At 72.1% G+C, this 24700-nt stretch carries 22 protein-coding genes; 7 read left to right on the top strand and 15 right to left on the bottom strand.

Annotated elements, in window-relative coordinates:
- On the top strand, positions 1-439 hold a 439-nt coding region (locus Msi02_RS40185), incomplete at its 5' end, for an RICIN domain-containing protein (RefSeq protein WP_204052978.1).
- Positions 440-566: 127 nt separating this feature from the next.
- On the opposite strand, the gene Msi02_RS40180 is transcribed toward Msi02_RS40185, so the two are convergent.
- From Msi02_RS40180 to arfA, 4 genes are read right to left on the bottom strand one after another with little or no spacing between them, the layout of a single operon-like run.
- Positions 567-1403: a carbohydrate ABC transporter permease gene (locus tag Msi02_RS40180; RefSeq protein WP_204052977.1), complete on the bottom strand. Its 837-nt coding sequence runs from the start codon at positions 1401-1403 to the stop codon at positions 567-569.
- A complete protein-coding gene (locus Msi02_RS40175; protein ID WP_204052976.1) occupies positions 1400-2344 on the bottom strand; it encodes a carbohydrate ABC transporter permease in 945 nt (314 codons plus the stop codon). The genes Msi02_RS40180 and Msi02_RS40175 overlap by 4 nt, the downstream gene beginning before the upstream one ends.
- Entirely contained in the window at positions 2341-3678 is a 1338-nt protein-coding gene (locus Msi02_RS40170) for an ABC transporter substrate-binding protein (protein ID WP_204052975.1), read from the bottom strand. Before Msi02_RS40170 ends, Msi02_RS40175 begins: the two co-directional genes overlap by 4 nt.
- 4 nt (positions 3679-3682) lie before the next feature.
- The gene (gene arfA, locus Msi02_RS40165) at positions 3683-5197 is read right to left on the bottom strand and encodes an arabinosylfuranosidase ArfA (protein WP_239109236.1); all 1515 of its coding nucleotides are present in this window, start codon (positions 5195-5197) and stop codon (positions 3683-3685) included.
- Between the two features lie 181 nt (positions 5198-5378).
- On the opposite strand from arfA, the gene Msi02_RS40160 reads away from it, so the two are divergent.
- A complete protein-coding gene (locus Msi02_RS40160) occupies positions 5379-6446 on the top strand; it encodes a LacI family DNA-binding transcriptional regulator (RefSeq protein ID WP_079321009.1) in 1068 nt (355 codons plus the stop codon).
- Here Msi02_RS40160 and Msi02_RS40155 read toward each other — a convergent pair.
- From Msi02_RS40155 to Msi02_RS40145, 3 genes are all read right to left on the bottom strand, one after another.
- Positions 6443-7672: a PP2C family protein-serine/threonine phosphatase gene (locus Msi02_RS40155; RefSeq protein WP_239109234.1), complete on the bottom strand. Its 1230-nt coding sequence runs from the start codon at positions 7670-7672 to the stop codon at positions 6443-6445. The genes Msi02_RS40160 and Msi02_RS40155 overlap by 4 nt on opposite strands.
- A 95-nt stretch (positions 7673-7767) precedes the next feature.
- Positions 7768-8439: a class I SAM-dependent methyltransferase gene (locus Msi02_RS40150; protein WP_204052973.1), complete on the bottom strand. Its 672-nt coding sequence runs from the start codon at positions 8437-8439 to the stop codon at positions 7768-7770.
- Positions 8440-8493: 54 nt separating this feature from the next.
- Entirely contained in the window at positions 8494-9192 is a 699-nt protein-coding gene (locus Msi02_RS40145; protein ID WP_204052972.1) for a class I SAM-dependent methyltransferase, read from the bottom strand.
- A gap of 182 nt (positions 9193-9374) precedes the next feature.
- Here Msi02_RS40145 and Msi02_RS40140 point away from each other — a divergent pair, with 182 nt between their 5' ends.
- Entirely contained in the window at positions 9375-9575 is a 201-nt protein-coding gene (locus Msi02_RS40140) for a hypothetical protein (RefSeq protein WP_204052971.1), read from the top strand.
- 33 nt (positions 9576-9608) lie between these two features.
- Here Msi02_RS40140 and Msi02_RS40135 read toward each other — a convergent pair whose 3' ends face one another.
- The 4 genes from Msi02_RS40135 to Msi02_RS40120 form a co-directional block, all read right to left on the bottom strand.
- The gene (locus tag Msi02_RS40135) at positions 9609-10007 is read right to left on the bottom strand and encodes a hypothetical protein (RefSeq protein ID WP_204052970.1); all 399 of its coding nucleotides are present in this window, start codon (positions 10005-10007) and stop codon (positions 9609-9611) included.
- A gap of 87 nt (positions 10008-10094) precedes the next feature.
- Complete coding sequence (locus Msi02_RS40130; protein ID WP_204052969.1) at positions 10095-12590, bottom strand: PEP/pyruvate-binding domain-containing protein; 2496 nt, start codon at positions 12588-12590, stop codon at positions 10095-10097.
- Position 12591: 1 nt separating this feature from the next.
- Positions 12592-13308: a TetR/AcrR family transcriptional regulator gene (locus Msi02_RS40125; protein ID WP_204052968.1), complete on the bottom strand. Its 717-nt coding sequence runs from the start codon at positions 13306-13308 to the stop codon at positions 12592-12594.
- Between the two features lie 109 nt (positions 13309-13417).
- Positions 13418-14221 carry a MerR family transcriptional regulator gene (locus tag Msi02_RS40120; RefSeq protein ID WP_204052967.1) on the bottom strand — a complete coding sequence of 268 codons (804 nt, stop codon included), beginning with the start codon at positions 14219-14221 and terminating at the stop codon, positions 13418-13420.
- 55 nt (positions 14222-14276) lie between these two features.
- On the opposite strand from Msi02_RS40120, the gene Msi02_RS40115 reads away from it, so the two are divergent.
- Positions 14277-15923, top strand: a complete 1647-nt coding sequence (locus Msi02_RS40115; RefSeq protein WP_204052966.1) for an amidohydrolase family protein — start codon at positions 14277-14279, stop codon at positions 15921-15923.
- A gap of 15 nt (positions 15924-15938) precedes the next feature.
- Here Msi02_RS40115 and glpK (Msi02_RS40110) read toward each other — a convergent pair whose 3' ends face one another.
- The gene (gene glpK, locus Msi02_RS40110; protein WP_204052965.1) at positions 15939-17450 is read right to left on the bottom strand and encodes a glycerol kinase GlpK; all 1512 of its coding nucleotides are present in this window, start codon (positions 17448-17450) and stop codon (positions 15939-15941) included.
- A gap of 47 nt (positions 17451-17497) precedes the next feature.
- On the bottom strand, positions 17498-18277 hold the full coding sequence (locus tag Msi02_RS40105) for an IclR family transcriptional regulator (RefSeq protein WP_079320485.1): 780 nt from the start codon (positions 18275-18277) through the stop codon (positions 17498-17500).
- A gap of 289 nt (positions 18278-18566) precedes the next feature.
- Here Msi02_RS40105 and Msi02_RS40100 point away from each other — a divergent pair, with 289 nt between their 5' ends.
- Genes Msi02_RS40100 through Msi02_RS40090 form a run of 3 tightly spaced genes read left to right on the top strand, consistent with a single transcriptional unit; the run spans position 18567 to position 22751 of the window.
- On the top strand, positions 18567-19391 hold the full coding sequence (locus tag Msi02_RS40100; RefSeq protein WP_079320486.1) for an MIP/aquaporin family protein: 825 nt from the start codon (positions 18567-18569) through the stop codon (positions 19389-19391).
- A gap of 58 nt (positions 19392-19449) precedes the next feature.
- Positions 19450-20967, top strand: coding sequence for a glycerol kinase GlpK (glpK, locus tag Msi02_RS40095; protein WP_079320487.1), 1518 nt, complete (start codon positions 19450-19452; stop codon positions 20965-20967).
- A gap of 44 nt (positions 20968-21011) precedes the next feature.
- Entirely contained in the window at positions 21012-22751 is a 1740-nt protein-coding gene (locus Msi02_RS40090; RefSeq protein ID WP_204052964.1) for a glycerol-3-phosphate dehydrogenase/oxidase, read from the top strand.
- A gap of 79 nt (positions 22752-22830) precedes the next feature.
- Here Msi02_RS40090 and Msi02_RS40085 read toward each other — a convergent pair whose 3' ends face one another.
- On the bottom strand, positions 22831-23481 hold the full coding sequence (locus Msi02_RS40085; protein WP_204052963.1) for an HAD hydrolase-like protein: 651 nt from the start codon (positions 23479-23481) through the stop codon (positions 22831-22833).
- Positions 23482-23508: 27 nt separating this feature from the next.
- Positions 23509-24651 carry an ROK family protein gene (locus Msi02_RS40080; RefSeq protein ID WP_220506223.1) on the bottom strand — a complete coding sequence of 381 codons (1143 nt, stop codon included), beginning with the start codon at positions 24649-24651 and terminating at the stop codon, positions 23509-23511.
- Positions 24652-24700 lie beyond the last annotated feature (49 nt).

The raw sequence follows: 24700 nt of genomic DNA, 5'->3' as shown, positions 1-24700 counted from the left end.
GTCGTCGTCCCCCTCGCCCAGCCCCAGCCCCACCGCCACCCCCACTCCCGGTGGAGGTAGCGGGCCGATCAAGGGGGCGGCCTCCGGGCGCTGCCTGGACGTGCCCGGCGCGAGCACCGCGGACGGCACCCAGGTGCAGCTGTGGGACTGCAACGGCCAGACCAACCAGACCTGGACCTCCACCTCCGCCGGCGAGATCCGGGTGTACGGCAACAAGTGCCTGGACGCCGCCGGCACCGGCAACGGCGCGCGGGTCCAGATCTACAGCTGCTGGGGCGGCGACAACCAGAAGTGGCGCGTCAACTCCGACGGCTCCATCGTCGGTGTCCAGTCCGGGCTGTGCCTGGACGCCGCCGGCGGCGGCACCGGCAACGGCACCGGGATCCAGCTCTACAGCTGCTGGGGCGGCACCAACCAGAAGTGGACCTGGACCAGGTAGCCCGCACCTGTGAGACGGGGTCCCGACCGTCCACGCTCGCCCGCCGCCGGGGACCGCGCGATCGCGTCCCCGGCGGCGGACGGCGGTTACCGCCTGTCTTCGGCCCCGGTTCCCCGCGGGACGCCGCTCATCCCTTCAGGCCCGAGCGGGAGATGCCCTCGATGATCCAGCGCTGGGCGACCAGGTAGAGCAGCAGCACCGGGACGCTGGCGATCATCGCTCCCGCCATTACCAGGTCGTATCGGATGTTGTTGGCGCTCTGGAAGTTGCCGAGACCGGCGGGCAGCGTCAGCGACTCGGGGCTCAGCAGCACGAACAGGGGCCACAGGAAGTCGTTCCAGTTCGTGAGGAACGACAACACGAACAGGGTCACCAGGGCGGGCTTGGCGAGCGGGAGCACGACCCGGGTGAAGGTCTGCCAGCGGTTGCAGCCGTCGAGCTCGGCCGCCTCCTCCAGCTCCCCGGGCAGCGTGGAGAAGAACTGCCGCAGGAAGAAGACCCCGAACGCGCTGGCCGCCGCCGGCACGATGACCGCCGGCAGGCTGTCGACCCAGGCCAGCTCGTTGACGATGAGGAAGTTGGGCACGAGCAGCACCACCGGGGGCACGAACAGCGTCGCCACGATCACCGTGAACACGGCGCCACGGCCGCGGAAGTTCAGCCGGGCCAGCGCGTACGCCGCGGGGGCCGCGGTGACCAGGACGAGTGCGGCGTGCCCTGTCGCCGCCGCGAGGCTGTTCAGGAACCAGGAGACGGCCGGGAAGTCCGTGCTGCCGAGGATCTCCCGGTACGCGCCGAGCGTGACGGGGTGGGGGATCCACTGCGGGGTGGTCGACCCCGCCCCCTCCCGGGTTTTGACCGAGGTGACCGCCATGTAGACCAGCGGGCTGACGTAGAGGGCGGCGACCGCCGCGAGGACGAGATGGAGCAGCGATCGCCGCAGCCCGCGAAGATCCTTTCTCATCGTGCCCGCCTGTTCCTGAACGCGCCGAAGACGAGGCCGCTCGCCGCCATCAGGAAGGCGGCCAGCACGAAGCTCATGGCCGACGCGGTGCCCATGTCGAACTGACGCAGGCCGGTCTCGGCGATGAGGTAGATGGCGGTCTTGGTCTGGTCGGCCGGAGCACCCACCGTGATCAGGTACGACTGGCCGAACATGTTGGCCGAGGCGAGGATCGTGGCGTTGACCACGAAGAGCGTGACCGGGCGCAGGCCGGGCAGCGTGATCGCCCGGAACCGATGCCAGGCGCCCGCCCCGTCGACCATCGCCGCCTCGTACAGCTCCCTGGGGATGTCCTGCAGCCCGGCGAGGAAGATCACCGAGTTGAGCCCGAGCGTCCACCATACGGTCACCCCGATCAGCGCCACCCACGCGCCGGGCAGGTCGGTGGTCCACTGCACGTCGAGGCCGAGGTAGTGGTTGACCAGGCCGATGTTGCCGTCGAGCAGGAACCGCCACAGCAGGCCGACCACCGCCACGCCCAGCACGTACGGCGCGAAGTAGACGGCCCGGTACAGGTTGCGGCCGCGGAACCGGCCGTTCATCAGCAGCGCGACGAGCAGCGGCAGCACGATCAGCAGGGGCACCGAGAACACCGTGAAGATCCCGGTCGCCTTCATCGCGGTCCAGAACCTCGACCCGTCCACGCTCGACGGGTCGAACAGCTCCGCGTAGTTGGACAGGCCCACGAACGGCTTCGCGGGGACGTTGATGTCCCACTCGTGCAGGCTGGTCCAGAAGCCGAACCCGATGGGGAGCGCCATGAACACCGCGAACAGCAGCAGGTAGGGCGCCAGGAAGGCCCACGGCGTCCAGGGGCGCATGCGGCGCACGGGAGCCCCCGGGGCGGTCTCGGACACCCCGGGGTCCCGCGCGGCCGTGGCGGCGCCGGCCAGCACGCTCACTTGGCGTACTTCCTCTTGTTGTCCGCCAGCAGCTTGTTCGCCGTGGCGACGCCCTCCTTCAGCGCGTCCGCGGGGGAGGACTGCTTGAGCACGGCCTTGGCCACGGCGAGCTCCAGCGCCTTGGTCTGCACGTCGCCCACGCCGGGAAGCGCCGGGATGAAGTGGAAGACGTCCAGGTTCTCGGCCAGCGCGATCTGCGGCAGCGAGGCCACCTGCGGGTCCTGGCGTACGGAGTTGCGGGCGGGGATCATGCCGGCCTTGGCCCACTCGTTGGACCGCTCGGACATGTAGTCGATGAAGAACTTGGCCGCCTGCACCTTGTTGGCGTCCCGGCCCGCCTGGGCGGTCAGCACGAAGTTGTGCGAGGCGCTCCACACGGCCGGGGTGCCACCGATGTTCGGCACGGGAGACAGGTCCCACTTGAGGCTCGGCGCGTTGGTCTTGAGGTCGTTGATCTGCCAGATGCCGTCCCAGGTGAGGCTCACCTTGCCGTTCTTGAACGCGGCGTACTGGCTGTCGATCGCGACCTTCTCGGGGCTGAAGCCCTTGTCGATCTGCTCGACCATCCAGGCGAGGGCCTGCTCGCCGGCGTCGGAGCCCCACAGGGCCTGCAGGCCGTCCTCGCTGTAGAGCTGCCCGCCGAACTGCCAAACCAGGCTCATGAACATCAGGTGGGCGGGCCACTTGTTCGGCATCCAGAAGGGATGCTCGATCCCCGCGTCCTTCAGGCCCTTGAGCGCGTCGCCGTAGGCCGCCTTGTCGGCCGGGGCCTCCTTCAGGCCGATCTTGCCCAGGTGGTCGGTGTTCCAGTAGTCGCCCAGGCAGTGGACGTCGAGCGGGACGCTGTAACGCTTGCCGTCGTACTCGCCGGCCTTCCACACCGCCGGGATGAAGTCCGACTCGGTGAGCCCAAGCGCGCCGACCACGTCGTCGAGCGGGATCAGCACCTGCCGGGCGGCGAACGTGCTGATCCAGTCGTTGTGGATGACGGCGACGTCGGGGCCCTTGCCGGCGGCGATCGCGGTCGGCACGGCCGGGTAGAGGTCGGCCCACTGCCGGGTGACGTTGCGCACCTCGATCCGGCCGCTGTAGGCCTTGTTGAACGCGTCGAGCATGGCGCGCATGTGCGGGCCGTCGCCCCCGGTGAAGCCGTTCCAGAAGTCGAGCGTCACCTTGGGCCCGCTGTACTCCCCGCCGGAGAACGTCGCCGCGGGCGACGGCGCGGTCTCGCCCGCGCCGAGCTTGGTGCCGCCGCCGCAGGCGGACAGCGCGGCGGCCAGACCGGTGGCGCCGGTGAGGCCGAGGAACGAGCGGCGGGACAGGGAATGTGTCATGGTGCTACTCCTGGGGGGACTCAGGGGCAAAGCGGACAATAGTCCACGAAACTGGTGGAAGGGTGAGTTCGGCGCGGCGGCCGTTCATCCGCAGGCCGCTGCCGGGCCTCGGGGTCACGCGGTCGGGGGAGTCGGCGGTGTTGGCCGCCGACAGGTCGTCGTCGGTGATCTCCAGGTGCTCGACCGGCCGTACGGGCGCGCGCAGCTCCACGTCGAGGCGGCAGGGGCCGTGGCGGTCCCGGTTCACCACGAACAGCGCGATCTCGCCCGTGGCGTCGTCGTGGGTCGCCGTCGCCCAGATCGCCGGGGCCTCGCCGTACCGGGCGGTGGAGATCACCGGCCCCTCGGGCTCGACCCGCAGCACCTCGCCGCGGGCGTGCCGGGCCGTCAGCGCGAACGGATGGAAGATCGTCTGTCGCCATGCCGGGCCACCGGGCTCGGTGCGGATCGGGGCGATCACGTTGGCGAGCTGCGCCTGGCACGCGATCTTCACCCGGTCGGCGTTGCGCAGCAGGGCGATCAGCAGGCTGCCGACCACGACGGCGTCGGTCACGTCGTAGGTGTCCTCGATCAGACGCGGCGCCTCGGCCCACTCCAGCGACGACTCGCCCTTGAAGCGGCTCTGGTACCAGACGTTCCACTCGTCGAACGACAGGTCGATCCGCCGGGGGTTGCGCAGTTTCGCGCCGACGTGGTCGGCCGTGGCCGCGATGGAGCGGATCATGTGGTCCATGTCCGAGGCGCTGGCCAGGAAGGAGTCGACGTCGCCGTCGGATGGGTCGTAGTAGGCGTGGAGCGAGACGTAGTCGACCATGTCGTAGGCCGCCTCGAGCACCTCCGCCTCCCAGCCCGCGAAGGTCGGCATCCCGCTGTTGGAGCTGCCGCAGGCGACCAGCGACAGGCCGGGGTCGAACCGCTTGAGGGCGCGGGCCGTCTCCGCCGCCAGCCGGCCGTACTCCGCGGCCGTCTTGTGCCCGAGCTGCCACGGCCCGTCCAGCTCGTTGCCCAGGCACCACAGCCGGATGTCGTACGGCTTGTCGGCGCCGTGCGCCCGGCGCAGCTCCGACATCCGGGTGCCGCCGGGGTAGTTGGCGTACTCGACCAGCCGGAGGGCGTCGGCGACGCCGCGGGTGCCGAGGTTGAGCGCCATCATCGGCTCGACGCCGGCCTTCCCGGCCCACGCCATGAACTCGCCCAGCCCGAACCGGTTGCTCTCCAGGCTCCGCCAGGCGAGGTCGAGCCGGGGCGGCCGGTCCTCCACCGGGCCCACGCCGTCCTCCCACTGGTAGTTGGAGACGAAGTTGCCCCCCGGGTAGCGCACGAGCGTGACGCCGAGCTCGCGGGTCAGCTCCAGCACGTCGGTGCGGAAGCCGTCGGCGTCCGCCGCCGGATGGCCGGGCTCGAAGACGCCCGTGTAGACGCAGCGCCCCATGTGCTCGACGAACGAGCCGAACAGCCGGGGCTCGACCGGGGCGATCCGGAAGGCGGGGTCAAGGGTCAGACGAGCCGGCGACGCCAAGGCACGACCTCTCTGTTGATGCGACATTGCGTGGTACGAGGGTTTGTACAACGTTGTTTCAACGTTGTAAACAGGTCTCCTGAGACTCGATACCAGGGCGTTACGATCGGATGCCGTACGGCCGCGACCTGCCGTACGAGCCCGTCGTGCGACGTGAGAGGCAGCGTGAAGTGAGCGTGAAGTGGGAGTGAGTCTGCGGGACGTGGCGCTGCTGGCCGGGGTGTCGGTGAAGACCGTGTCCAACGTGGTCAACGGCTACGCGCACGTCTCGCCGGTCACGCGCGCCAAGGTCGAGCGGGCCCTGTCCCAGCTCGACTACCGGCCCAACCTGTCGGCCCGCAACCTGCGCCTCGGCCGTACCGGGGTGATCGCGCTCGCGCTGCCCGAACTCGACGCGCCGTACTTCGCGGAGCTGTCCCGGTTCGTGATCGACGCGGCGGCCGAGCAGAAGTGGATCGTCGTGATCGAGCAGACCGACGGCAGCCTGGAGCGGGAGCGCCGGGTGCTCGACGGGGTGCGCGACCACCGGGTGGACGGCGTCATCCTCAGCCCGGTCTCGATCGGCGTGGAGGAACTGGCCGCCCGCACCGACGACGCCGCGCTGGTCCTGCTGGGGGAGCGGATCTACGACGGGCCGGCCGACCACGTGGCGATCGACAACGTGCGGGCCGCCCGCGACGTCACCGAGCACCTCATCGGGCTCGGCCGCACGCGGATCGCGGCGCTCGGCGCGCAGGACAACTCGGTCAGCGGCACCTCGCCGCTGCGCCTGGCCGGGTACGCCGAGGCGATGACGGCACACGGGCTGCCGCAGACCATCGCCGAGGTGGAGCGGTACCGGCGGGCCGAGGGCGCCGCGGCCATGGCCCGGCTGCTGGCCGCGCCGCGGCTGCCCGACGCGGTCTTCTGCTTCAACGACCTGCTGGCGCTCGGTGCGATGCGCACGATCCTCGCCGCCGGGCTGCGGGTCCCCGAGGACATCGCGCTGGCGGGCCTCGACGACATCGAGGACGGCCGCTACAGCACGCCGACGCTGACCACGGTGGCGCCGGACAAGGCGCAGCTCGCCCGCATCGCGGTCGACCTGCTGCGGGCCCGCCTGGACGGCAGGGCCGCCGGCCCGCCGCGCGAGGTGCGGGCCGACTACCGCCTCGTCGTACGCGAGAGCACCGCCGGACGGACCGAGGACGGCCCGACCCCGGCCGCGATCCCGCCCCGGCCCCCCACCGCCTCGGCCGGAGCGGACTAGGTGCTCAGCTTCTCGTGCGCGCTGCCGTGCCACTCGACGAGCAGCACCGTGGCGTCGTCGTGCAGCCGGTTGTCGTGATACTCCAGCACGGTCCGGACCAGGCGGCGCAGCGTCTCGGGCACCGGTAGCCCTGCGGCGTTCTGCCGGATCATGAACTCGACGAACCGGCCCAGCCCGAACTCGCCGCTGTCGGGGCTGCGCATCTCGGTGATGCCGTCGGTGTAGAGCAGGATCCGGTCGCCGGGCTCCAGTTGCTCCCGGCACAGCGTCACGGGCAGGCCGAGGTCGAGGCCCATCGGGTGGGCGGGCGGGCACTTCAGGGTGGAAATCCAGCGACCGTGGCGGATCAGCACCGGCGCGTGGTGGCCGCGGTTGACCCAGGTGAACACTCCGGTGCCGAGATCGAGGTCGCCGATGACCGCCGTGACGAAGCGGTCGCCCCGGCCGAACTCGTCGATCAGAACCCGCTCGATCGCCTCGCTGTTGCGCACCAGGCCCATGCCCTGCCGCCGATGGTTGCGGCAGGCGGCCACCGCGAGGTTCGCGGTCAGCCCGGCCGACACGTCGTGGCCCATCGCGTCGAAGACCCCCACGTGCGCCTGCGAACCCGCGGTGGAGTAGTCGAAGGCGTCGCCGCCGATCTCGTACGCCGGCTCCAGCACCGCGCCGATCGTCACCTTCGGCGTGGCGAACGTCAGCGGCGGCATCAGGTTCCACTGCATCTCGGCCGCCACGTTCATCGGGCGGCTCCGCACGAGCCGCGCGTGACAGTCGCTGAACGAGCGCTTGCTGACGACGATCAGCGCGATGAGGGACGAGACGTGCCGCATGCGCTCCTCGACGTCGCCCTCCGACTCGGAGGTCATGTGGAGCACACCGAGGCGCTCGGTGCCGTCCAGCAGGGGAACCCACCACTGGCCCGGGGCGTCGCCCTCCGAGCCGCCCCGCAGCATGCGCACCTCCTGCAGGGCGCGCCCGGCGAGCGTGGTGTCGATCTTCAGCTCCTCCGGCTGGGCGCCCTCCCCGCCGGGGCCCCACAACCGGCGCAGCACGCTCTGCTGCAGGTCGGCCAGGTAGATGCCGATCTCCTCGAAGCCCGCCTCGCCTTTGTGGCGGTCGACCAGCGACGGGATGTCCTCGAACGCCGCCAGATGGCTGTCCTCCAGCATGCCCGACAGCGCGCGCGCCAGCTCACCATCATGAGAAGGGGGGATGCCCTGCTCCATCTGCCCACCCCCGTGGTCCCGCACCACCTATCCACGATGCGCCATAACCCGTGGTGCGAGCAGGAACGCCATGACATTTTGAGGAACGAATTACCTCAGTCTCGGGCGAACTCGGCGACCCAGCGGCGTACCGGCGGGGTCTCGTCGTCGTACACGTCCCGTACGCGCACCGGGCGCAGCCCGCCGGCCGCGAACGCGTCGATCTCGGACCGGGTCAGCGGCCGGGCGATCCGGCCCAGCGGCTCGCCGTCCTCCCGCGCGCGGGCGACCACCAGCAGCGTGCCGCCGGGGGCGACCAGCGTGCCGGCCGCGCGGATGGCCCGCTCGCGCAGTTCGCCGCGCAGCACCTGCACGGTGTAGATCTCCACCACCAGGTCGAACGCCTGCCGCCACTCCTGCGGGGGCGCGAGCAGGTCGGCGGCGGCGTACCGGACGGGGGAGCCGGGGAAACGGCGCCGGGCGGCCTCCACAGCGGTAGGCGACACGTCGAAGGCGGTCACCGCCCATCCCAAACCGGCCAGGTGCTCCGCGTCGTCGCCCATGCCGCAGCCCACGACCAGCGCGCGGCGCCCCCTGCCGGGGCGGCCGCCCGCCCACTCGACCAGGTAGGGGTTGGCCACCAGGTGGGCCCAGGGAACGACCGCCTCACCACGCTCGGCCGCCGAGTACAGCGGCTCGAACCAGCCGAGCGGGTCACCGCTCTCCATGTGCTCGGCGGCCAGCCGGTGGGCGTACTCGCGGCGCTCTTCTTCGGTCTTGCCCGTCATCGCTCTCCCGCCCTGTCGGTTCCAGCGGCAGCCTCTCACACGCCGGCCGCCCGCTCAGTCGAAGAAGCGGGCCAGCCGCCGCTCGCAGGCGGGCTCCCGGCCGTCCTTCGCCGGAACAAGGTCCGCGAAGACCGTGGACTCGTCGCGCGCGACCAGCAGTGGATACCAGCACCGGCCCGCGTCGTCGGGCCGGCACAGGTGCTTGAACGTCTGCACGTCGATCAGCCGGACGTGCGTCGGGTCGGCCACCGCGTTGACGTGCCGCCACCAGGGAGCGAGGACGTGCAGCACGCCGCCCGGCCGCAGCACGCGGTGGCACTCGCGCAGCAGGGGCAGATAGTCGGCCAGGTGCTCCAGCACGTGCACCACGAAGATCTGGTCCACCGACTCGTCCGCCAGCGGCACCCCGTACGCCAGGTCGGCCAGCACGTCGACCACCGGGCCGGGGCGCAGGTCGATGCCGACGTTGTCGCGGTGCTGCTTGGTGCCGCCGCAGCCGAGGTCGACGACCCGGGGCGCGGCGCCGGCCACCCGCACCCGGTCCCACACCGCCAGCACCCCGGCCAGCCGGCCGAGACGCTCGCGCAGCACGGCGAGGTCGGCGGCGGCCGGCGCGTCGCCCTCGACGTGCGCCACCCCGCCGTCGAAGCGGACCCGCGCGTCCAGACCGCGCAGCCGGGGGTCGTGCGCCAGGAGGTCGGCCGCCGCCTCCTCGAGGTCCCGGTCGACCAGGTCACGCCGACGCCTGTCCATCCCGTCCACTCCTCGCTCCGATCACCTCTCGTCTACCCCCGGGAGGCCGGGGCGTACGCATGACGGGTCTTTGCGAGGATGAATGAAGGCCGTACGACGGGGGCAGGTGAGCGGTCATGCGTGATCCGCGGGCCGGGGGGACCGGCGGACAACGGAGAGGACACGTGGGAGGAGACGCGGACGTGGTGGCGGACAGATCCGGAGCGCGGGACGCGAGGGGCGCCTCGCCCGAGCCGCTGACGCCGGAACCGGACGACGGGGGCCTGGACGAGATGATCGGCGGAGTGTCCGACATCGAGACGCCGGCCGCCGAGACGCCGCCGGCGACGGGCGACGAGTCGGCGATGCCCGAACCCGAGCCCGACATCGGCCCGACCTCCTGAGCCGGGCCGGCTCCTCGCGGACGGGACGGCCGCCTAGGCGGACGCGGTCGCAGGGCTCACCCGCAGGATCAGGAGTGCGAGCGCTCCGCAGGTGAAACCGGCTACGGAGAGCGCCGGCCATCCGGCATACGAGGACAGTCGGGTGGCCGCCGCGCTTCCGAGCGCTCCGGCGACGACGTTCGATCCCATGTACGCGGTGGTGACCCGCCCGGCGGCGCCGAGCAGGCCGATGATCGCGTCGGTGTAGCCGTAGGCCGGCCCGGACAGATGAGCGGCCAGGACGATCCGGCTGAGCCGGCGCTGCTCCACCTGGTCGACCAGCGGGACCACGAGCACCTGGGCGAGGGCGTTTCCCGTCAGGGCGGCAACGACCACCAGGCCGGCGGTGTCCGCATCGACTCCGAGCGAGCGCCCGACCGATGCGAGGACCACAGATCCCGAAACGGCGCGGAAGCTCGACGACCTCATCAGAAAGCCCTGACCGCACTCACGCGGCTCCGCCCCGCCCGGGGCGAGCGGTCACGCGCCGAGCAGTTCCACCGTGCCGCGGGCGCCGTCCACTCTGATCCTGTCACCGTCGCGCACCCGCATGGTGGCGTTGCCGGTGCCCACGACGGCGGGGATGCCCAGCTCGCGGGCCACGATGGAGGCGTGCGACAGCGGCGCCCCGACGTCGGTGACCACGGCCGCCGCGCGCGGGAACAGCGGTGTCCAGCCCACGTTGGTGAGTGTGGTGACCAGGATCTCGCCGGGCTGGAGCCGATCGCCGTCCTCGGGCCGGGCGATCACCCTGGCGACTCCCTCGACCACGCCGGGCGCGCCGGGGAAGCCGGTCACGGTGTCCAGGGCCGGCAGTACGGTGCCGCGGGCGTCGTAGACGTCGGCGCGCCTGCCGGGGTCGGCCGCCCAGCGAACCGGGTCGAACCGGCCCACGATGAGCGTCGGGTACGGCGGGAGTGCCGCATACATCTCGTACGTCGCACGCCGGACGGGCACCCGCTCCAGCGGGGTGGCGTCGCCGCGGAGCACGGCGAGCAGTTCGTCCAGGTAGAGGTGGAACAGGTCGTCGCCGTGGCCGGTCAGCTCGCCGGCCCGCAGGACGAAGGCTCGCAGCACCCAGAACGCGCGGATGACCTCCGACCTGGTGGCCTCGCGGTCGCGCACCACCCCGGCCCAGCGCTCGACCCTGGCCCGCATCGCGGTCTCCCGGCGGGGATGGCGCCGGGCGAACCGCGCCCACGCCTCCTCCCTGGCCTTGCGCTGCCGGGCCAGCAGGCCGTCCGCGCCGGCCCGCATGTCCTGCAGCGCCGCGAGCTGTGCGTCGATCCAGGCGGGGTCCTCCCCGGGGCGTGGGGCGGACACCTCGAACTCGTGCGGGCCCCGGTGGCCGTAGAGCCTGACGAAGGTCTCCCTGGTGATCTCGCCTGTGGCCAGCCGGTTCAGTCCCGTGATCAGGCCGAGACTGGCCAGCTCGCCCTCGCCGCTCGCGCCTGTCAGCATGGCGTCCGCGTCGGTCTCGCCCACCATCTTGCGCAGCCTGTCGCGGGTGAGGACGAGCATGCTGCCCCCCTGCCGCCCCGCGGCCTCCAGCATGCGGCAGGCCGTGACGAAATGCGGCTCGACGGCCCGCGACCACAGGTCGGCCAGTTCCGGCGCCGACGACGTGGACCGGATCGCGGCGCGCAGCTCCTCGCACCGCTCCAGCGAGGTGGCCAGGAAGGCGCGCATGCCTCTGAGGTTCGTCCTGACCTTGCGCTGGATGCGGACGGCTATGGGCAGCACCAACGTGATGATCCGCAGGCGGGACATCTCGAGAGGCGGCACCTCCAGGCCCGGCGGCAGCTTGCCGAAGACCTGTTCGATCGCGCCGAGCCTGCTCCGCATGCCGAAGGCACGGGCCACGGAGACCGCGATGCTCAGGTTCATGTAGAAACGGCCGCCGATGTTGCCGACCAGATCGAACCCGGGCACCGTGGCCGCCGACATGGCCTCGTCGATGAACCGGCGGACGAACGACCAGGTGATGGGCGTCATGACGTCCGGAATGGCTTCCCCGAGGTTGCCGGACGTCCACAGGTAGTCGCCCTTCAGGCTGTCGTTCCACTCTTCCACCCTGGGCCCGGAAGCGGTGATCGGGCGGGCCTGGACGAGGGCGAACGTGCCGGCGCTCCTCGTCCACTCCACGTCCATCGGCGTGCCGTACAGCCCCTGGACGCGCGCTCCCAGCTCGGCCAGCGCCAGGGCATGCGCCCCGGTGAGGACGGGAATCCGGCGCATGTCCTCGGGGACCGGCTCCTCGCGGGTGCCGCCGGGGGTGCGGACGGTCATGACGGTCTTGTCCCCGGTCCGCTCCTCGACGACCGCGCCGCCGGAGACGACGACCGTGTCGGGGATGACCTGGCCGCCGACCACGGCCTCGCCGAGGCCCCACGACGCGTTGATCACGGTCCTGTCGCGGGCGCCGGTGACGGGGTCGGCGGTGAACATGACGCCCGCCGCGTCGGCGTCCACGAGCTCCTGGACCACGACGGCCAGAGCGACGTCGTCGTGCGGCACGCCGTTCTGTTCCCGGTAGGCGATGGCGCGGGCGTTCCAGAGGGAGGCCCAGCAACGCTTGACCGCGTCCAGCAGACCGTCGGCTGTGACGTTCAGGAACGTGTCCTGCTGCCCGGCGAACGACATGCCGGGGAGGTCCTCGGCGGTGGCGGACGAGCGCACGGCCACCGGGACGTCGTCGCCCAGTGCGGCGTACGCGGCGCGGATCTCGGCGGCGATCGGGCCGGGAACCTCGCGCCCGGCGAACAGGGCCGCGATCCGCTCGGCGTCGCCCGCCGCGGCGGCGGCCAGTGTCTCCTCGCGTAAGTCCGCCACGAAGGCCCGGTAGGCCTCGGTGGTGACGTGGAAGCCACCGGGGACGGGCAGCCCCGCCCTTGCGAGGGCGGCCAGAGAAGCGCCCTTCCCGCCCACCGTGGCGAGGTCGGCGCCGGCATCGTCCAGGGGGATGACAGCCCTCATGTCACACCTTCCTCGAAGAGCCCAAGGAGTCCGCCAGCTTCCGGCGGGCGACGTCCACGATCGTGTCGAGATAGTCGAGGGTGGCCCGTTTCACGGCGCGTACGGCGTCCTCCGGCAGTTCCCGTCCGGTGCCGATGGCGTGTTCGACCATGTCGGCGAGCAGCGCGGCGAGCCGCTCCTCCGGGGGAGGCCCGCCGGGGAGCAGCCACGGCACGGTGAGGAACCCGTACATGATCGAGCCGATCACCAGGGCGTGGTCGCCCGACAGGTCCCTGGCCGCGCCCACCCGCGTGAGCGTGCTGTAGTAGGCGTCGAACGCCTCGCCGAGATTCATCGCGCCGGGGCTGTGCCGCTTCTGCCTGACGAGCTTGCCGAGCACCTCCGAGTCGCCGACCAGCGCCGCCTTGAGCAGCGGCCGGCGCAGCAGGCCCGCGGCGATCCCGGCGAACAGTTCGCGCGGTGTGGCGGGACCGCTCCGCCGCACCTCTTCGATCATGCGCGCCCGCTCTCTGCGCAGCAGCGCGGCGAAGAGCGCGTCGCGAGTCCTCCAGTGCAGGTAGATCGTGCCCTTGGCGACACCGGCCTCCCGGGCGACGTCGTCGATCGTCGTCTTGTCGTAGCCCCAGCGGCCGATCAGCTCGGCGGCGGAGTCGAGGATGCGGTGCGCCCGCTCCACCTGGCGCGCCGGATCCTGCGGAGGCCGTCCCACCCTGCTCATCCGCTACCCCGGTCATCTGTCCACTCTGATTGTTTGACCGGAAAAAACTATACGGTCACCAAATTGAGCGCAAGGGCGTCGCGGGTATGACCGGGTCGACCGGCCGATGTCAGGAGGCGGCCGGGCCCGCGGCGCTGACCCCGGAGCTCCCGGTGTAGCCGAGCCGGCGGGTGGCATAGGCGCGGATGGCGCTCGCCAGCCAGGGGGGAAGGAGCGGGTCGATCTCCTCGATCATGGCCCGCTGACCGGGGTTGCCGGTCACGACGTCCGCGAGCGCGTGGTAGGCGGCCGCGTCGGCGGGCCACAGCAGCCGGATGCCCTGGTAGTGCTCGGTCATGAGGTCCAGGACCGCGACGCTGTCTGGGGCCAGGCCGTCCGAACGCGCTTCGGACAGCCGCCGGAGCAGCCGCCGGCCGTGCGCCGCCGCCTGCTCGTGCTCCTGGCGGGTCCACCGGCCGGTCACCGCGTCCGCCTCGGCGAAGTGCTCCCCGACGCGGGTCCCGTACCGGGCCTCCAGGTCCCGCCGGAGCTCGCCGCGCCGGGCCGCGAGGCCGGTGAAGAACTCCTCCTCGCTGAGGTGCGTCCGACCGGTGAGGTCGGCGATGGTGCGGTCGACGGTCCGGATGATCTCGTCGAGGCGGTCGCGGTGAGCGACGAGATCGTCGCGGTGCCGTCGCAACGCGGCGACGTCGTCCCCGTCGCCGTCGAGGAGCCGGGTGATCTGGGCGAGCGGCACGCCGAGCTCTCGGAGGAACAGGATCCGCTGCAGGCGCAGCAGCTCCCGGCGCCCGTACCAGCGGTAGCCGTTACCCGCGGTGCGGGCGGGGCGCAGCAGCCCGATGTCGTCATAGTGCCTGAGCGTGCGCGGGGTGAGGCCGGACATGCGGGCCACCTCGCTGATCGAGTGCTCCACGTCCGCAGCCTAATCACTGGACCCTCTCGTTACGTCAACTTCTAGCGTCGGCGGCATGAGCACGCATCAGCCCTTCACCATCACCGGTGTCCGTGTCCTCGGCGGCCGCGGCCTGATCCCCGGTGTGACGCACGTCCGCGTCCGCGACGGCCGTATCGCCGCCGTGGGAGACGAGTCCGTGACGCGGCCGGGCGACGCGGTCGTCGACGGCTCCGGCGGGACCCTCCTGCCCGGCCTCGTCGACGCGCACGTCCACCTGCTCCCGGGGTGCACGCAGCTGGCGGCCGTATTCGGCGTGACGACGGTCGTCGACATGTTCAGCAAGCCCGAGACCATCGATCCCGAGCGTGCCGCGGTCGCCGCCTCGGAGCGCGGCCGGGGACCCGTCCTCGCCGACATGCGCACATCGAGCGTGGGTGCGACCGCTCCGGGCGGGCACCCGACGATCGCGTACGCGCCCTTCCCCTACGTGACCGGACCGCTGGACGCGGCGTCCTTCGTCGCCGGGAGGGTCGCCGAGGGGGCGACGCACATCAAGGTGATCTACGATGACGGTTCGGGTGCGATGCTCGACATTCCCGCGCTCGACGTCCGGACGATAGAGGCGCTCGTGGCCGCCGCCCACGAGCGCGGACTGCCGGTGGTGGCACACGCCTCGTCGGCGGCAGGGGCCGTGACCGTGGCCCGGTGCGGCGCCGACGTCCTGGCTCACGCGCCCTTCGACCGCATGACGGACCGCCAGATCAGCGACGTGGCCCGGTGCGGCGTGGCCGTCATCGCGACGCTGAGCATCATCGACGGCTTTCCGGATGAGGACGGCGTCATGCCACTGCTCGCTCAGCCGCACCTGGCGGAGCGGCTGAGCGCTCGGTGGCGGCGGGTGATCGAGCGTCAGGCCACGCGGTGGATGCCGCCCGGGCCCCCCGACGGAGCCGCGCAGCGGTACAACACCGTGGCGTTCCTGGAGTCGGGCCTGCGCGTGCTCGCCGGCACCGACGCGCCCAACCCCGGCCTCGTGTTCGGCGCGAGCCTGCACCGGGAACTGCAGCACATGGTCGCCGCCGGATTCACCCCGGATGAGGCGCTGACCGCCGCGACGGCGGCGCCCGCCGAGGTCTTCGGCATGGCCGACCGCGGGGAGATCGCCGAGGGGCGCCGGGCCGACCTCGTCCTCGTCGTCGGCGACCCGACGGCCGACATCACGGCGACGCAGCGGATCCGGGACGTGTGGGTGCTCGGCCGCCGCGTCGATCCTCGCGCCTACGCCGGCGGTGAGGCCGAACGTGAAGGCGTACGCCGGCAGCGGGATTCGGCGGAGAAGATCGTCAAGGCGATCGGGGAGAGCCGGCCCGCCTTCCCCGCGCCGCACGAGGTGCGGCGCGACGACGGGGAACTGCTGGGCCGGGTGGTGCCGACGGCCGGAGGCTGGCAGGCTGTGACGATCTTCGGCGTGCCGCTCGGCGGCGCGGGAGACCAGGGCGACGCCGTCCGCACCCTGCATGCCCGGGGGCTTGCCTGCCTGTCGGAGCCCTGGTGGGCCCGCGTGGGTGACGACCCCGCCTGGCGGGAGGCCAGGATCGTCGAGGCCGCCCCAGACCGTGTCCGGCTGCGCTGGAGCGACCCGATGGCCGATCAGCCGCCGTCGGGTGAGTGGTTCGGCCTCGACGACCTGGACCTGTCGCTGGACCGGCCCGCCTGCTGACCTCGCCCGGCGTGGTCAACCGGCGGTGGGTTTGATCCAGTCGAAGGCGCGCTCGACCGCCCGCCGCCAGTTGTCGTACTCGTCCTCGCGCCGTTTCGGGTCCATGGCCGGCGTCCACTGGGCGGCCCGGTGCCAGTGGCGCCGCAGGCCCTCCAGGTCGGGCCAGTAGCCGACGGCGAGCCCGGCGGCGTACGCCGCGCCGAGGGAGACGGTCTCCGCGACCATGGGCCGGACCACCGGAACGTCCAGCACGTCGGCGATGAACTGCATGAGCAGGTTGTCGGACGTCATGCCGCCGTCGACCTTGAGAGTGGTGAGCGCGATGCCCGCGTCGGCGTTCATGGCGTCCACCACCTCGCGGGTCTGCCAGCCCGTGGCCTCCAGCACGGCGCGGGCGAGATGGCCCTTGGTGATGTACGAGGTGAGCCCGACGATGACCCCGCGCGCCTCGCTGCGCCAGTGGGGCGCGAACAGCCCGGAGAACGCCGGGACGATGTAGCAGCCGCCGTTGTCGTCGACCGTGCGGGCCAGGGTCTCGATCTCCGGGGCGGTGCTGATGATCCCCAGCCGGTCCCTGAACCACTGCACGAGCGCGCCGGTGATCGCGATGGAGCCCTCCAGGGCGTACACCGCGGGCTGGTCGCCGATCTGGTAGCCGACCGTCGTGAGTAGGCCGTGGGTGGAGGCGACCGGCTCGGTGCCGGTGTTGAGCAGCAGGAAGGCGCCCGTGCCGTAGGTGCACTTGGCCTCGCCGCGGTGGAAGCAGGTCTGCCCGAACAGCGCGGCCTGCTGGTCGCCGAGCGCGGCGGAGATCCGCACGCCGGGCAGCACCCGCCGCGCCACGCCGTACGTCTCGCTGGACGGGCGGATCTCCGGCAGCATCGCGCGGGGGATGCCGAAGAAGCCGAGCAGCACCGGGTCCCAGTCGAGGTCGCGCAGGTTCATCAGCAGCGTGCGGCTGGCGTTGGTCACGTCGGTGACGTGGACGCCGCCGTCCGGGCCGCCGGTGAGGTTCCAGATGAGCCAGCTCTCCATCGTGCCGAACAGGACCTCGCCGCGCTCGGCCCGCTCGCGCAGCCCGTCGGTGTCGTCCAGCAGCCAGCGGACGGTGGGGGCGGAGAAGTACGTGGCCAGGGGCAGGCCGCAGCGCTCCCGCACCACGTGCGCGTCGGGGCGGCGGGACAGCTCGTCCACCAGGGTGTCGGTCCGGGTGTCCTGCCAGACGACGGCGGGGGTGACCGGCACGCCCGTGCGGCGGTCCCACAGGACGGTCGTCTCCCGCTGGTTGGCGATGCCGACGGCGGCGACCTCGCCCGGCCCGATGCCCGCCTGCGCGAGCGCCTCCGGGCCGATCCGCTCCAGGTTGCGCCAGATCTCGACGGCGTCGTGCTCCACCCACCCGGGACGCGGGAAGTGCTGCTTGTGCTCCCGCTGCGTCACCGACACCAGACGGCCGCGCTGGTCGAACAGGATGCACCGGGTCGAGGTGGTGCCTTGGTCGATGGACATCACATAACGCTGGGTCACGGCGGGCCTACCTTCGGGCGGCGGATGCGGTGTGAGGGGTGGGAGGATCACCAGCGGGAGGCGCCGAGGTCGCGGGAGACGGCCCGCGCCGCGTCGCGCACATAACCCACCAGGTCGGGGCGGGGACGCCCGCCGGAGTCGCAGATCCGCTCGGTGGCGCCGGAGATGCCCATCGCGCCCACCACGAGTCCCCCGTACCCCCTGATGGGGGCGGCCACCCCCGCCTCGCCCATGCCGGCCTCGTCGACGTCCGACGCCCAGCCGTGCTCGCGCACGGTCGCGAGCATGCGCGACATCTCCCTGTGCGTCCGCACCGTGCGGCGGGTGAACTGCTCCAGCTCCCCGTCCTTTACGGCGTCCTGTTGTGCGGCGGCCGCGTTGGCGTCATAGGCGAGCAGCACTTTGCCGATCGCCGTGGCGTGCATGGGCAGGAGCATGCCGACGTCGAGCGTCTGCAGGCTGTCGTCGGGCCGGAAGACGTGGTGGACGACCAGGACCTTGCCCTGGAGGTGGGTGCCGATCCGCACCGCCTCGCCGCTGCGCGCGGCCAGGGCGTCGGCCCAGTTGATCGCCCGCGAGCGGAGCTCGTTCACGTCGAGGTAGCTGGTGCCCAGGTGCAGCAGCGCCGCGCCGAGCTGGTATTTGCCCGTCGCCTCGTCCTGCTCGACGAATCCGACGAGCTGGAGGGTGCGCAGGATGCCGTGCGCCGTGCCGCGGGCCAGCCCCAGGGAATTCGCGATCTCGGAGAGGCCGAGCCGCCCCGATCCCTGGGCGAGCAGCCGCAGGATCGCGGCGGCGCGCTCGATGGACTGGACCGGACCTGGCACGCCCCGGATCCTAGCCACGTCGGACGGTGTTCGACAATGCCGACACCTGGCCGGGACCGATGCGTTGAGCTGGTGAAAGATCTTTGGTAACAGGACGGGTTCGCGCGAAATGTGATTGTTCGCGTCATACCCGGGGAGCGTAGTACGACGTTCTGAATGTGACCAGTGTTCGACAATGCCGACGATCATTCGTTGACGCTCCCTTGGGCGCCGTTTAGCGTCCGGACAACCGGCAGCGCTCACACCGAGCACTTCGGAGATGTGACGGGCGTGGTCAAGGAGGAGACAGATGGCGGAAGGGCGAAGCGACCGGCGGCTACTCGGCGAGTTGGCGGCGGAGTTCGCGGGCACGGCGATCCTCATCCTGTTCGGCGTCGGTGTGGTCGCCCAGGTGGCGGCGGGCGGCATCGGCGACCACGACAGCATCGCGTGGGCGTGGGGGCTGGGGGTGACCCTCGGTGTCTACACGGCCGCCCGCATCAGCGGCGCCCACCTCAACCCGGCCGTCACGGTCGCCCTCGCCGTCTTCAAGGGCTTCTCCTGGCGGAAGGTCCTGCCGTACGCGCTGGCGCAGACCGCGGGCGCCTTCGTGGCGGCGCTGCTCGTCCGGTGGAACTACGCCGAGGTCCTGGCCAAGGTGGACCCCGGGCACACGATCAAGACGCAGGGGGTCTTCTCCACCCTTCCCGGCAACGGCGCGCTGCCGGTCACCCAGTGGGGAGCGCTCCGTGACCAGATCATCGGCACGGCGATCCTGCTGTTCCTGATCTTCGCGATCTCCGACGAGCGAAACTCGGCGCCGCTCGCCAACCTCGCGCCGGTCATCGTCGGCCTGCTCGTGGTCGCGATCGGCATGGCGTGGGGGACCGACGCCGGCTACGCCATCAACCCCGCCCGCGACTTCGGCCCGCGCCTCGCCTCGTTCTTCACGGGGTACGGCTCGGCGTTCCGCGACCAGTACGGTGGGCTCTACTTCTGGGTGCCGATCATCGGCCCGCTGGTCGGCGGCGTCATCGGCGCCGGGCTCTACCAGCTCCTGGTCGCCCGCTTCCTGCCGCGTACGGACGCGCCCGAGCCCGGCCGCACGCCGGAGCCCGCCGCGCAGGCCGGCTGATCACCCCCAGGCCGAGACCAGCAACGTCCACCTCATCCGAACGAGAGGCGCAACGAGAATGGCTGACTACGTCGGCGCGGTCGACCAGGGGACGACCAGCACCCGCTTCATGATCTTCGATCACGGGGGCAACGAGGTCGCCCGCCACCAGCTGGAACACCAGCAGATCCTGCCGCAGGCGGGCTGGGTCGAGCACAACCCGACCGAGATCTGGGAGCGCACCCGGGCGGTCGTCGAGACCGCGATGCGGACCGCGGGCCTGCAGGCCTCCGACCTCGCGGCGCTCGGCATCACCAACCAGCGCGAGACCGCCGTCGTATGGGACCGGCGCACCGGCCGGCCGTACTACAACGCCATCGTCTGGCAGGACACTCGCACCGACCGCATCGCCTCGGCGCTGGAGCGGGAGGGCAAGGGCGAGGTGATCCGGCGCAAGGCCGGCCTGCCGCCCGCCACCTACTTCTCGGGCGGCAAGATTCAGTGGATCCTGGAGAACGTCCCCGGCGTGCGCGAGGCCGCCGAGCGCGGCGACGCGATCTTCGGCAACACCGACACCTGGCTGCTGTGGAACCTGACGGGCGGCGTCGACGGCGGCGTCCACGTCACCGACCCCACCAACGCCAGCCGCACGATGCTGATGAACCTGGAGACGCTCGACTGGGACGACGAGCTGCTGTCGTTCTTCGGCGTGCCCCGCCAGATGCTCCCCGAGATCCGGCCCTCCTCCAACCCCGACCTGTACGGCGTGACACGCGCCGGCGGCCCGCTCGGCGGCGAGGTCCCTCTCTCGGGCGACCTCGGCGACCAGCAGGCCGCGACCGTCGGCCAGGTGTGCTTCGAGCCGGGCACGGCCAAGAACACCTACGGCACCGGCAACTTCCTGCTGCTCAACACCGGCACCGAGCTCGTGCGCTCCCAGCACGGCCTGCTCACCACGGTCTGCTACCAGTTCGGCTCGGCCAAGCCCGTGTACGCCCTGGAGGGGTCGATCGCGGTCACCGGCTCGGCCGTGCAGTGGCTGCGCGACCAGCTCGGCATCATCTCCGGGGCGTCGCAGAGCGAGGCGCTCGCCCGGCAGGTCGAGGACAACGGCGGCGTCTACTTCGTGCCCGCGTTCTCCGGCCTGTTCGCGCCCTACTGGAGGTCCGACGCCCGCGGCGCCATCGTCGGCCTGTCCCGCTACAACACCAACGCCCACCTGGCCCGCGCCACACTCGAATCGATCTGCTACCAGACCAAGGACGTGGTCGGCGCGATGGAGCAGGACTCCGGCGTCGTCCTCGACGTGCTGCGAGTGGACGGCGGCGTGACGGCCAACGAGCTGTGCATGCAGCTCCAGGCCGACATCCTCGGCGTCCCGGTGTCGCGCCCGGTGGTCGCCGAGACCACCGCCCTCGGCGCCGCGTACGCGGCCGGGCTGGCCGTCGGCTTCTGGAAGTCCACCGACGACCTCAAGCGCAACTGGCACGAGGACCGCCGCTGGGAGCCCACCTGGAACGACGAGCAGCGCGAGCGCGGCTACGCCGGATGGCGCAAGGCTGTCCAGCGGACGCTCGACTGGGTCGACGTCGACTGACCTGCCTGAACAACGAGGGAGTTAACACCGATATGTCTGTACCCATGGGTCCCCGCGCTCGGGAGGCGGCGCTGCGGAGGCTGGCCGAGGACGAGTTCGACGTCCTGGTCGTCGGCGGCGGGGTGGTCGGCGCCGGCGTCGCGCTCGACGCGGTCTCGCGAGGCCTGTCCGTCGCGCTGGTGGAGGCCCGTGATCTCGCGGCCGGCACCTCGAGCCGGTCGAGCAAGCTGATCCACGGCGGGCTGCGCTACCTGGAGCAGCTCGACTTCCGGCTGGTGCGGGAGGCGCTCAGGGAACGGGGCCTGCTGGTGACCCGGCTGGCCCCGCACCTGGTCCGGCCGGTGCCGTTCCTGTTCCCGCTGCGTCACCGGGTGTGGGAGCGTGGGTACGTCGGCGCGGGCGTGCTGCTGTACGACACGCTCGGCGGCGCCCGCGCGCTGCCGCGGCACCGCCAGCTCAGCCACAGCCGGGCCCTGCGCGAGGCCCCCGGCCTGCGCAGTGACGCGCTCGTCGGGGCGATCCAGTACTACGACGCCCAGGTCGACGACGCCCGCTTCACGATGACGGTGGCCCGCACGGCCATGCAGTACGGCGCCTGCGTCACCACCCGCACCAAGGTCACCGGTTTCCTCCGGGACGGCGGCCGGGTCACCGGCGCGGTGGTGCGCGACCTGGAGGGCGGCGCCGAACTGCGCGTCCGGGCCCGCCAGGTGATCAACGCCACGGGCGTGTGGACCGACGAGATCCAGCGGCTCGCGGGGGCGTCGCCGGGCTCGCGGGGGTCGGTGACCGTCCAGGCGTCCAAGGGCGTGCACCTCGTCGTGCCGCGGGAGCGGATCCGCCTCGACACCGGGCTGATCCTGCGCACCGAGAAGAGCGTGCTGTTCGTGATCCCCTGGGGTCCGCACTGGATCGTCGGCACCACCGACACGCCCTGGGACCTGGACAAGGTCGAGCCGGCCCCCACCCGGGCCGACATCGACTACATCCTGGAGCACGTCAACGCCGTGCTCCGGACGCCGCTCACCCACGACGACATCGAGGGCGTCTACGCGGGCCTGCGCCCGCTGCTGGGCGGGTCGGGATCGTCGTCGGAGACCGTGAAGCTCTCCAGGGAGCACGCGGTCATCCGGCCCGAGCCCGGCCTGGTCATCGTCGCGGGCGGCAAGTACACCACCTACCGCGTGATGGCCAAGGACGCCGTCGACGTCGCGGTGGCCGGTCTCGGCCAGGACGTGCCCGCGTCGGTCACCGACCGCGTCCCTGTCCTCGGGGCCGCCGGGTTCGAGGCGCTGCGCAACAACAGGCGCCGCCTCGCCGGGCGCGCGGGGCTGCCCGTCGCGCGCGTCGAGCACCTGCTCGGCCGGTACGGCTCCTGCGTCGAGGAGGTGCTCGCGCTGATCGAGGCCGACCCCGGCCTGGGCGAGCCTATCCCCGGCGCGGAGGGCTACCTCAAGGCCGAGGCCGTGTACGCGGTCACGCACGAGGGGGCGCTGCACCTGGAGGACGTCCTGGTCCGCCGCACCCGCGTCTTCATCGAGGAACGGGACCACGGGCTCGCGGCGGCCCCCGAGGTCGCCGCGCTGATCGCGCCCGTCCTCGGCTGGGACGACGACCGGGTGCGCGCGGAGATCGACGCCTACCGGTCCGGCGTGGAGGCCGACCTCGCCGCGCAGCGCGAGATCGACGACGCCGCCGCGAACGCCGTACGCCTCGCGGCCGCCGCCCCGGCGGGCCAGGTGGGCAAGGCGGGCCAAGTGGGCAACGTGGGCAAGGTGGCCTAGGCTCCGGCGCCCGTGCGGGCATGGCCGCCTCCGGTCACCGGAGGCGGCCACCGGGTCGTCGAGCGGGCGTTCCGCGACGCTAGCTCGCCGTCCGGGACAGCACCTCGAGGAGGCGTTCGGGCGTGTCCGCCACGGCGATGAGGCCGGGATCGGCGAATTCGGACGCCTCGCCGAACCCCCACGTCACGGCGATGCACGGCACACGGCACGCGGCCGCGCCGGCGACGTCCTCCATGCGGTCGCCGATCATGACGGTCGCCTCGGGCGGGGCGCCGAGCACGTCGAGGGCGTGGCGGATGACGTCCGCCTTGTGCCGCCGCGACCCGTCGAGCGTCGCCCCGGCCACGTACGCGAAGAAGCCGTCGAGCCCGAAGTGCACCAGGATCTTCTCCGCGTAGACGGCCGGTTTCGACGTCGCCACCGCCAGGGTCCAGCCGCCGGCGACGAGAGCCTCGAGCACGGCGGGGATTCCCGGGATGACCTCGTTCTCGTACATTCCGCCGGTGGTGTAGCGCTCCCGGTACGCGAGCACCGCGTCGTCGAGACGCTCCGGCGGCACGCCGAGCAGGAGGAAGCCGTCCTGAAGGGGAGGGCCGATCATGGCGCGGAGCCGCCCGTGTTCCACCTCCGGCATCCCGACTGCGGAAAGGGCGTGCCGCATCGAGGCGACGATGCCGGTCTCGGGGTCGGTCAGCGTGCCGTCGAGGTCGAAAAGGCAGTATCGGGTCACGTACGGCTGTCCGTTCGTCTTCGGTGTTCAGGCGAGTACGGCGTCGAGCAGCAGGGAGCCGGCGCCGAGCAGGGCGGCGTCGGGGCCCGAGCGGGTGGTGGAGATCTCCAGGTCGCGGGTGGCGAGCGGCAGGCACCGTTCGTACACCGCCGCGCGGATCGACGCGATCAGCGGCTCGGCCGGCGACAGGCTGCCCCCGACCACGATCGCGTCGGGGTTGATGAAGTTGACCAGCACGGTCAGCACCTCGCCGATGAGCCGTCCGGCGTTGCGCACCAGAGCGGTGGCCTCGGGCACCCCGTCCTCGACCAGCGCGACGACGTCGGCGGGCCGCCGCACCTCGATGCCCTGCTCGTTGAGCACGCTCATGAGGGCCGCGCCGCTGGCGTAGGCCTCCAGGCAGTCGTCGTGCCCGCAGGAGCAGGTGACCGACGAGTCGCTCCTGACCCGCACGTGGCTGATGTCCCCGGCCGCGCCCCGCCCCCGGTGGAGCGCGCCGTTCACCATCACGCCGCAGCCGATGCCGCTGCCGGCCTTGAGCACCATCAGCGTCTCGCACTTCGGCCACGACCTGGCCTCCCCGGCCGCCATGAGGTTGGCGTCGTTCTCCACCAGCACCGGCAGGTCGAAGTGCGCGCCGAGGCGTTCCGCGACGGGGAAGTTGTTCCAGCCGGGCATGCGCGAGGGCGCGACGACCCGGCCGGTCGCCGGGTCCACAGGACCGGGGATGCCCGTGCCGACCCCGCGCAGCGGGACTCCGGGCGGGCCGTGCGCGGCCAGCAGGTCCTCGAACGCCGCCGCCATCCAGTCGATGGTCGCCTCGGGGCCGTCCGCGATCTCGCAGGGGCGCTCCTCGACCACCAGCGGGGTGCCGCTGAGGTCGAGGAGGCCGAGGCGCGCGTGGTGGGCGCCCAGGTCGGCGACCGCGAGCAGTCCCGCGCTGGGGCTGAGCCGCAGCCGGCGCGGTCGCCGGCCGCCGCGCGAGGTGCCCGCGCCCTCCTCCACCAGCAGCCCGCTGCCGATCAGCTCTTCGACGCGCAGCGAGACGCTGGAGGCCGCCAGGCCGGACAGGCGGGCGAGTTCCGCCCGCGACTCGGCGTGGCCGGCGGCGACGAGGCGCAGGAGGTCGCCCTGCGCCCCCCGCACCGGCAACCTCTCTTTGCCTGGCATGGAGGAAGGAATACCACGACTTGACTTTATGCGCCAACGCGTTGACTTC

The sequence above is a fragment of the Microbispora siamensis genome (genome assembly GCF_016863095.1).
GTDB lineage: Bacteria > Actinomycetota > Actinomycetes > Streptosporangiales > Streptosporangiaceae > Microbispora > Microbispora siamensis.
The sequence above is the reverse complement of the archived record's forward strand: the minus strand, read 5'-3'. Positions and strand labels throughout refer to the sequence as shown.

What these genes read in the sequence shown, in the direction of transcription:
- Msi02_RS40145 (WP_204052972.1), bottom strand. Translation starts at nt 9,192, where the DNA reads ATGGACAGGCGTCGGCGTGACCTGGTCGACCGGGACCTCGAGGAGGCG.
- Msi02_RS40155 (WP_239109234.1), bottom strand. Translation starts at nt 7,672, where the DNA reads ATGGAGCAGGGCATCCCCCCTTCTCATGATGGTGAGCTGGCGCGCGCG.
- Msi02_RS40150 (WP_204052973.1), bottom strand. Translation starts at nt 8,439, where the DNA reads ATGACGGGCAAGACCGAAGAAGAGCGCCGCGAGTACGCCCACCGGCTG.
- glpK (WP_079320487.1), top strand. Translation starts at nt 19,450, where the DNA reads ATGGCTGACTACGTCGGCGCGGTCGACCAGGGGACGACCAGCACCCGC.
- Msi02_RS40125 (WP_204052968.1), bottom strand. Translation starts at nt 13,308, where the DNA reads ATGAGCAGGGTGGGACGGCCTCCGCAGGATCCGGCGCGCCAGGTGGAG.
- Msi02_RS40090 (WP_204052964.1), top strand. Translation starts at nt 21,012, where the DNA reads ATGGGTCCCCGCGCTCGGGAGGCGGCGCTGCGGAGGCTGGCCGAGGAC.
- Msi02_RS40130 (WP_204052969.1), bottom strand. Translation starts at nt 12,590, where the DNA reads ATGAGGGCTGTCATCCCCCTGGACGATGCCGGCGCCGACCTCGCCACG.
- Msi02_RS40180 (WP_204052977.1), bottom strand. Translation starts at nt 1,403, where the DNA reads ATGAGAAAGGATCTTCGCGGGCTGCGGCGATCGCTGCTCCATCTCGTC.
- Msi02_RS40170 (WP_204052975.1), bottom strand. Translation starts at nt 3,678, where the DNA reads ATGACACATTCCCTGTCCCGCCGCTCGTTCCTCGGCCTCACCGGCGCC.
- Msi02_RS40100 (WP_079320486.1), top strand. Translation starts at nt 18,567, where the DNA reads ATGGCGGAAGGGCGAAGCGACCGGCGGCTACTCGGCGAGTTGGCGGCG.
- Msi02_RS40115 (WP_204052966.1), top strand. Translation starts at nt 14,277, where the DNA reads ATGAGCACGCATCAGCCCTTCACCATCACCGGTGTCCGTGTCCTCGGC.
- Msi02_RS40080 (WP_220506223.1), bottom strand. Translation starts at nt 24,651, where the DNA reads ATGCCAGGCAAAGAGAGGTTGCCGGTGCGGGGGGCGCAGGGCGACCTC.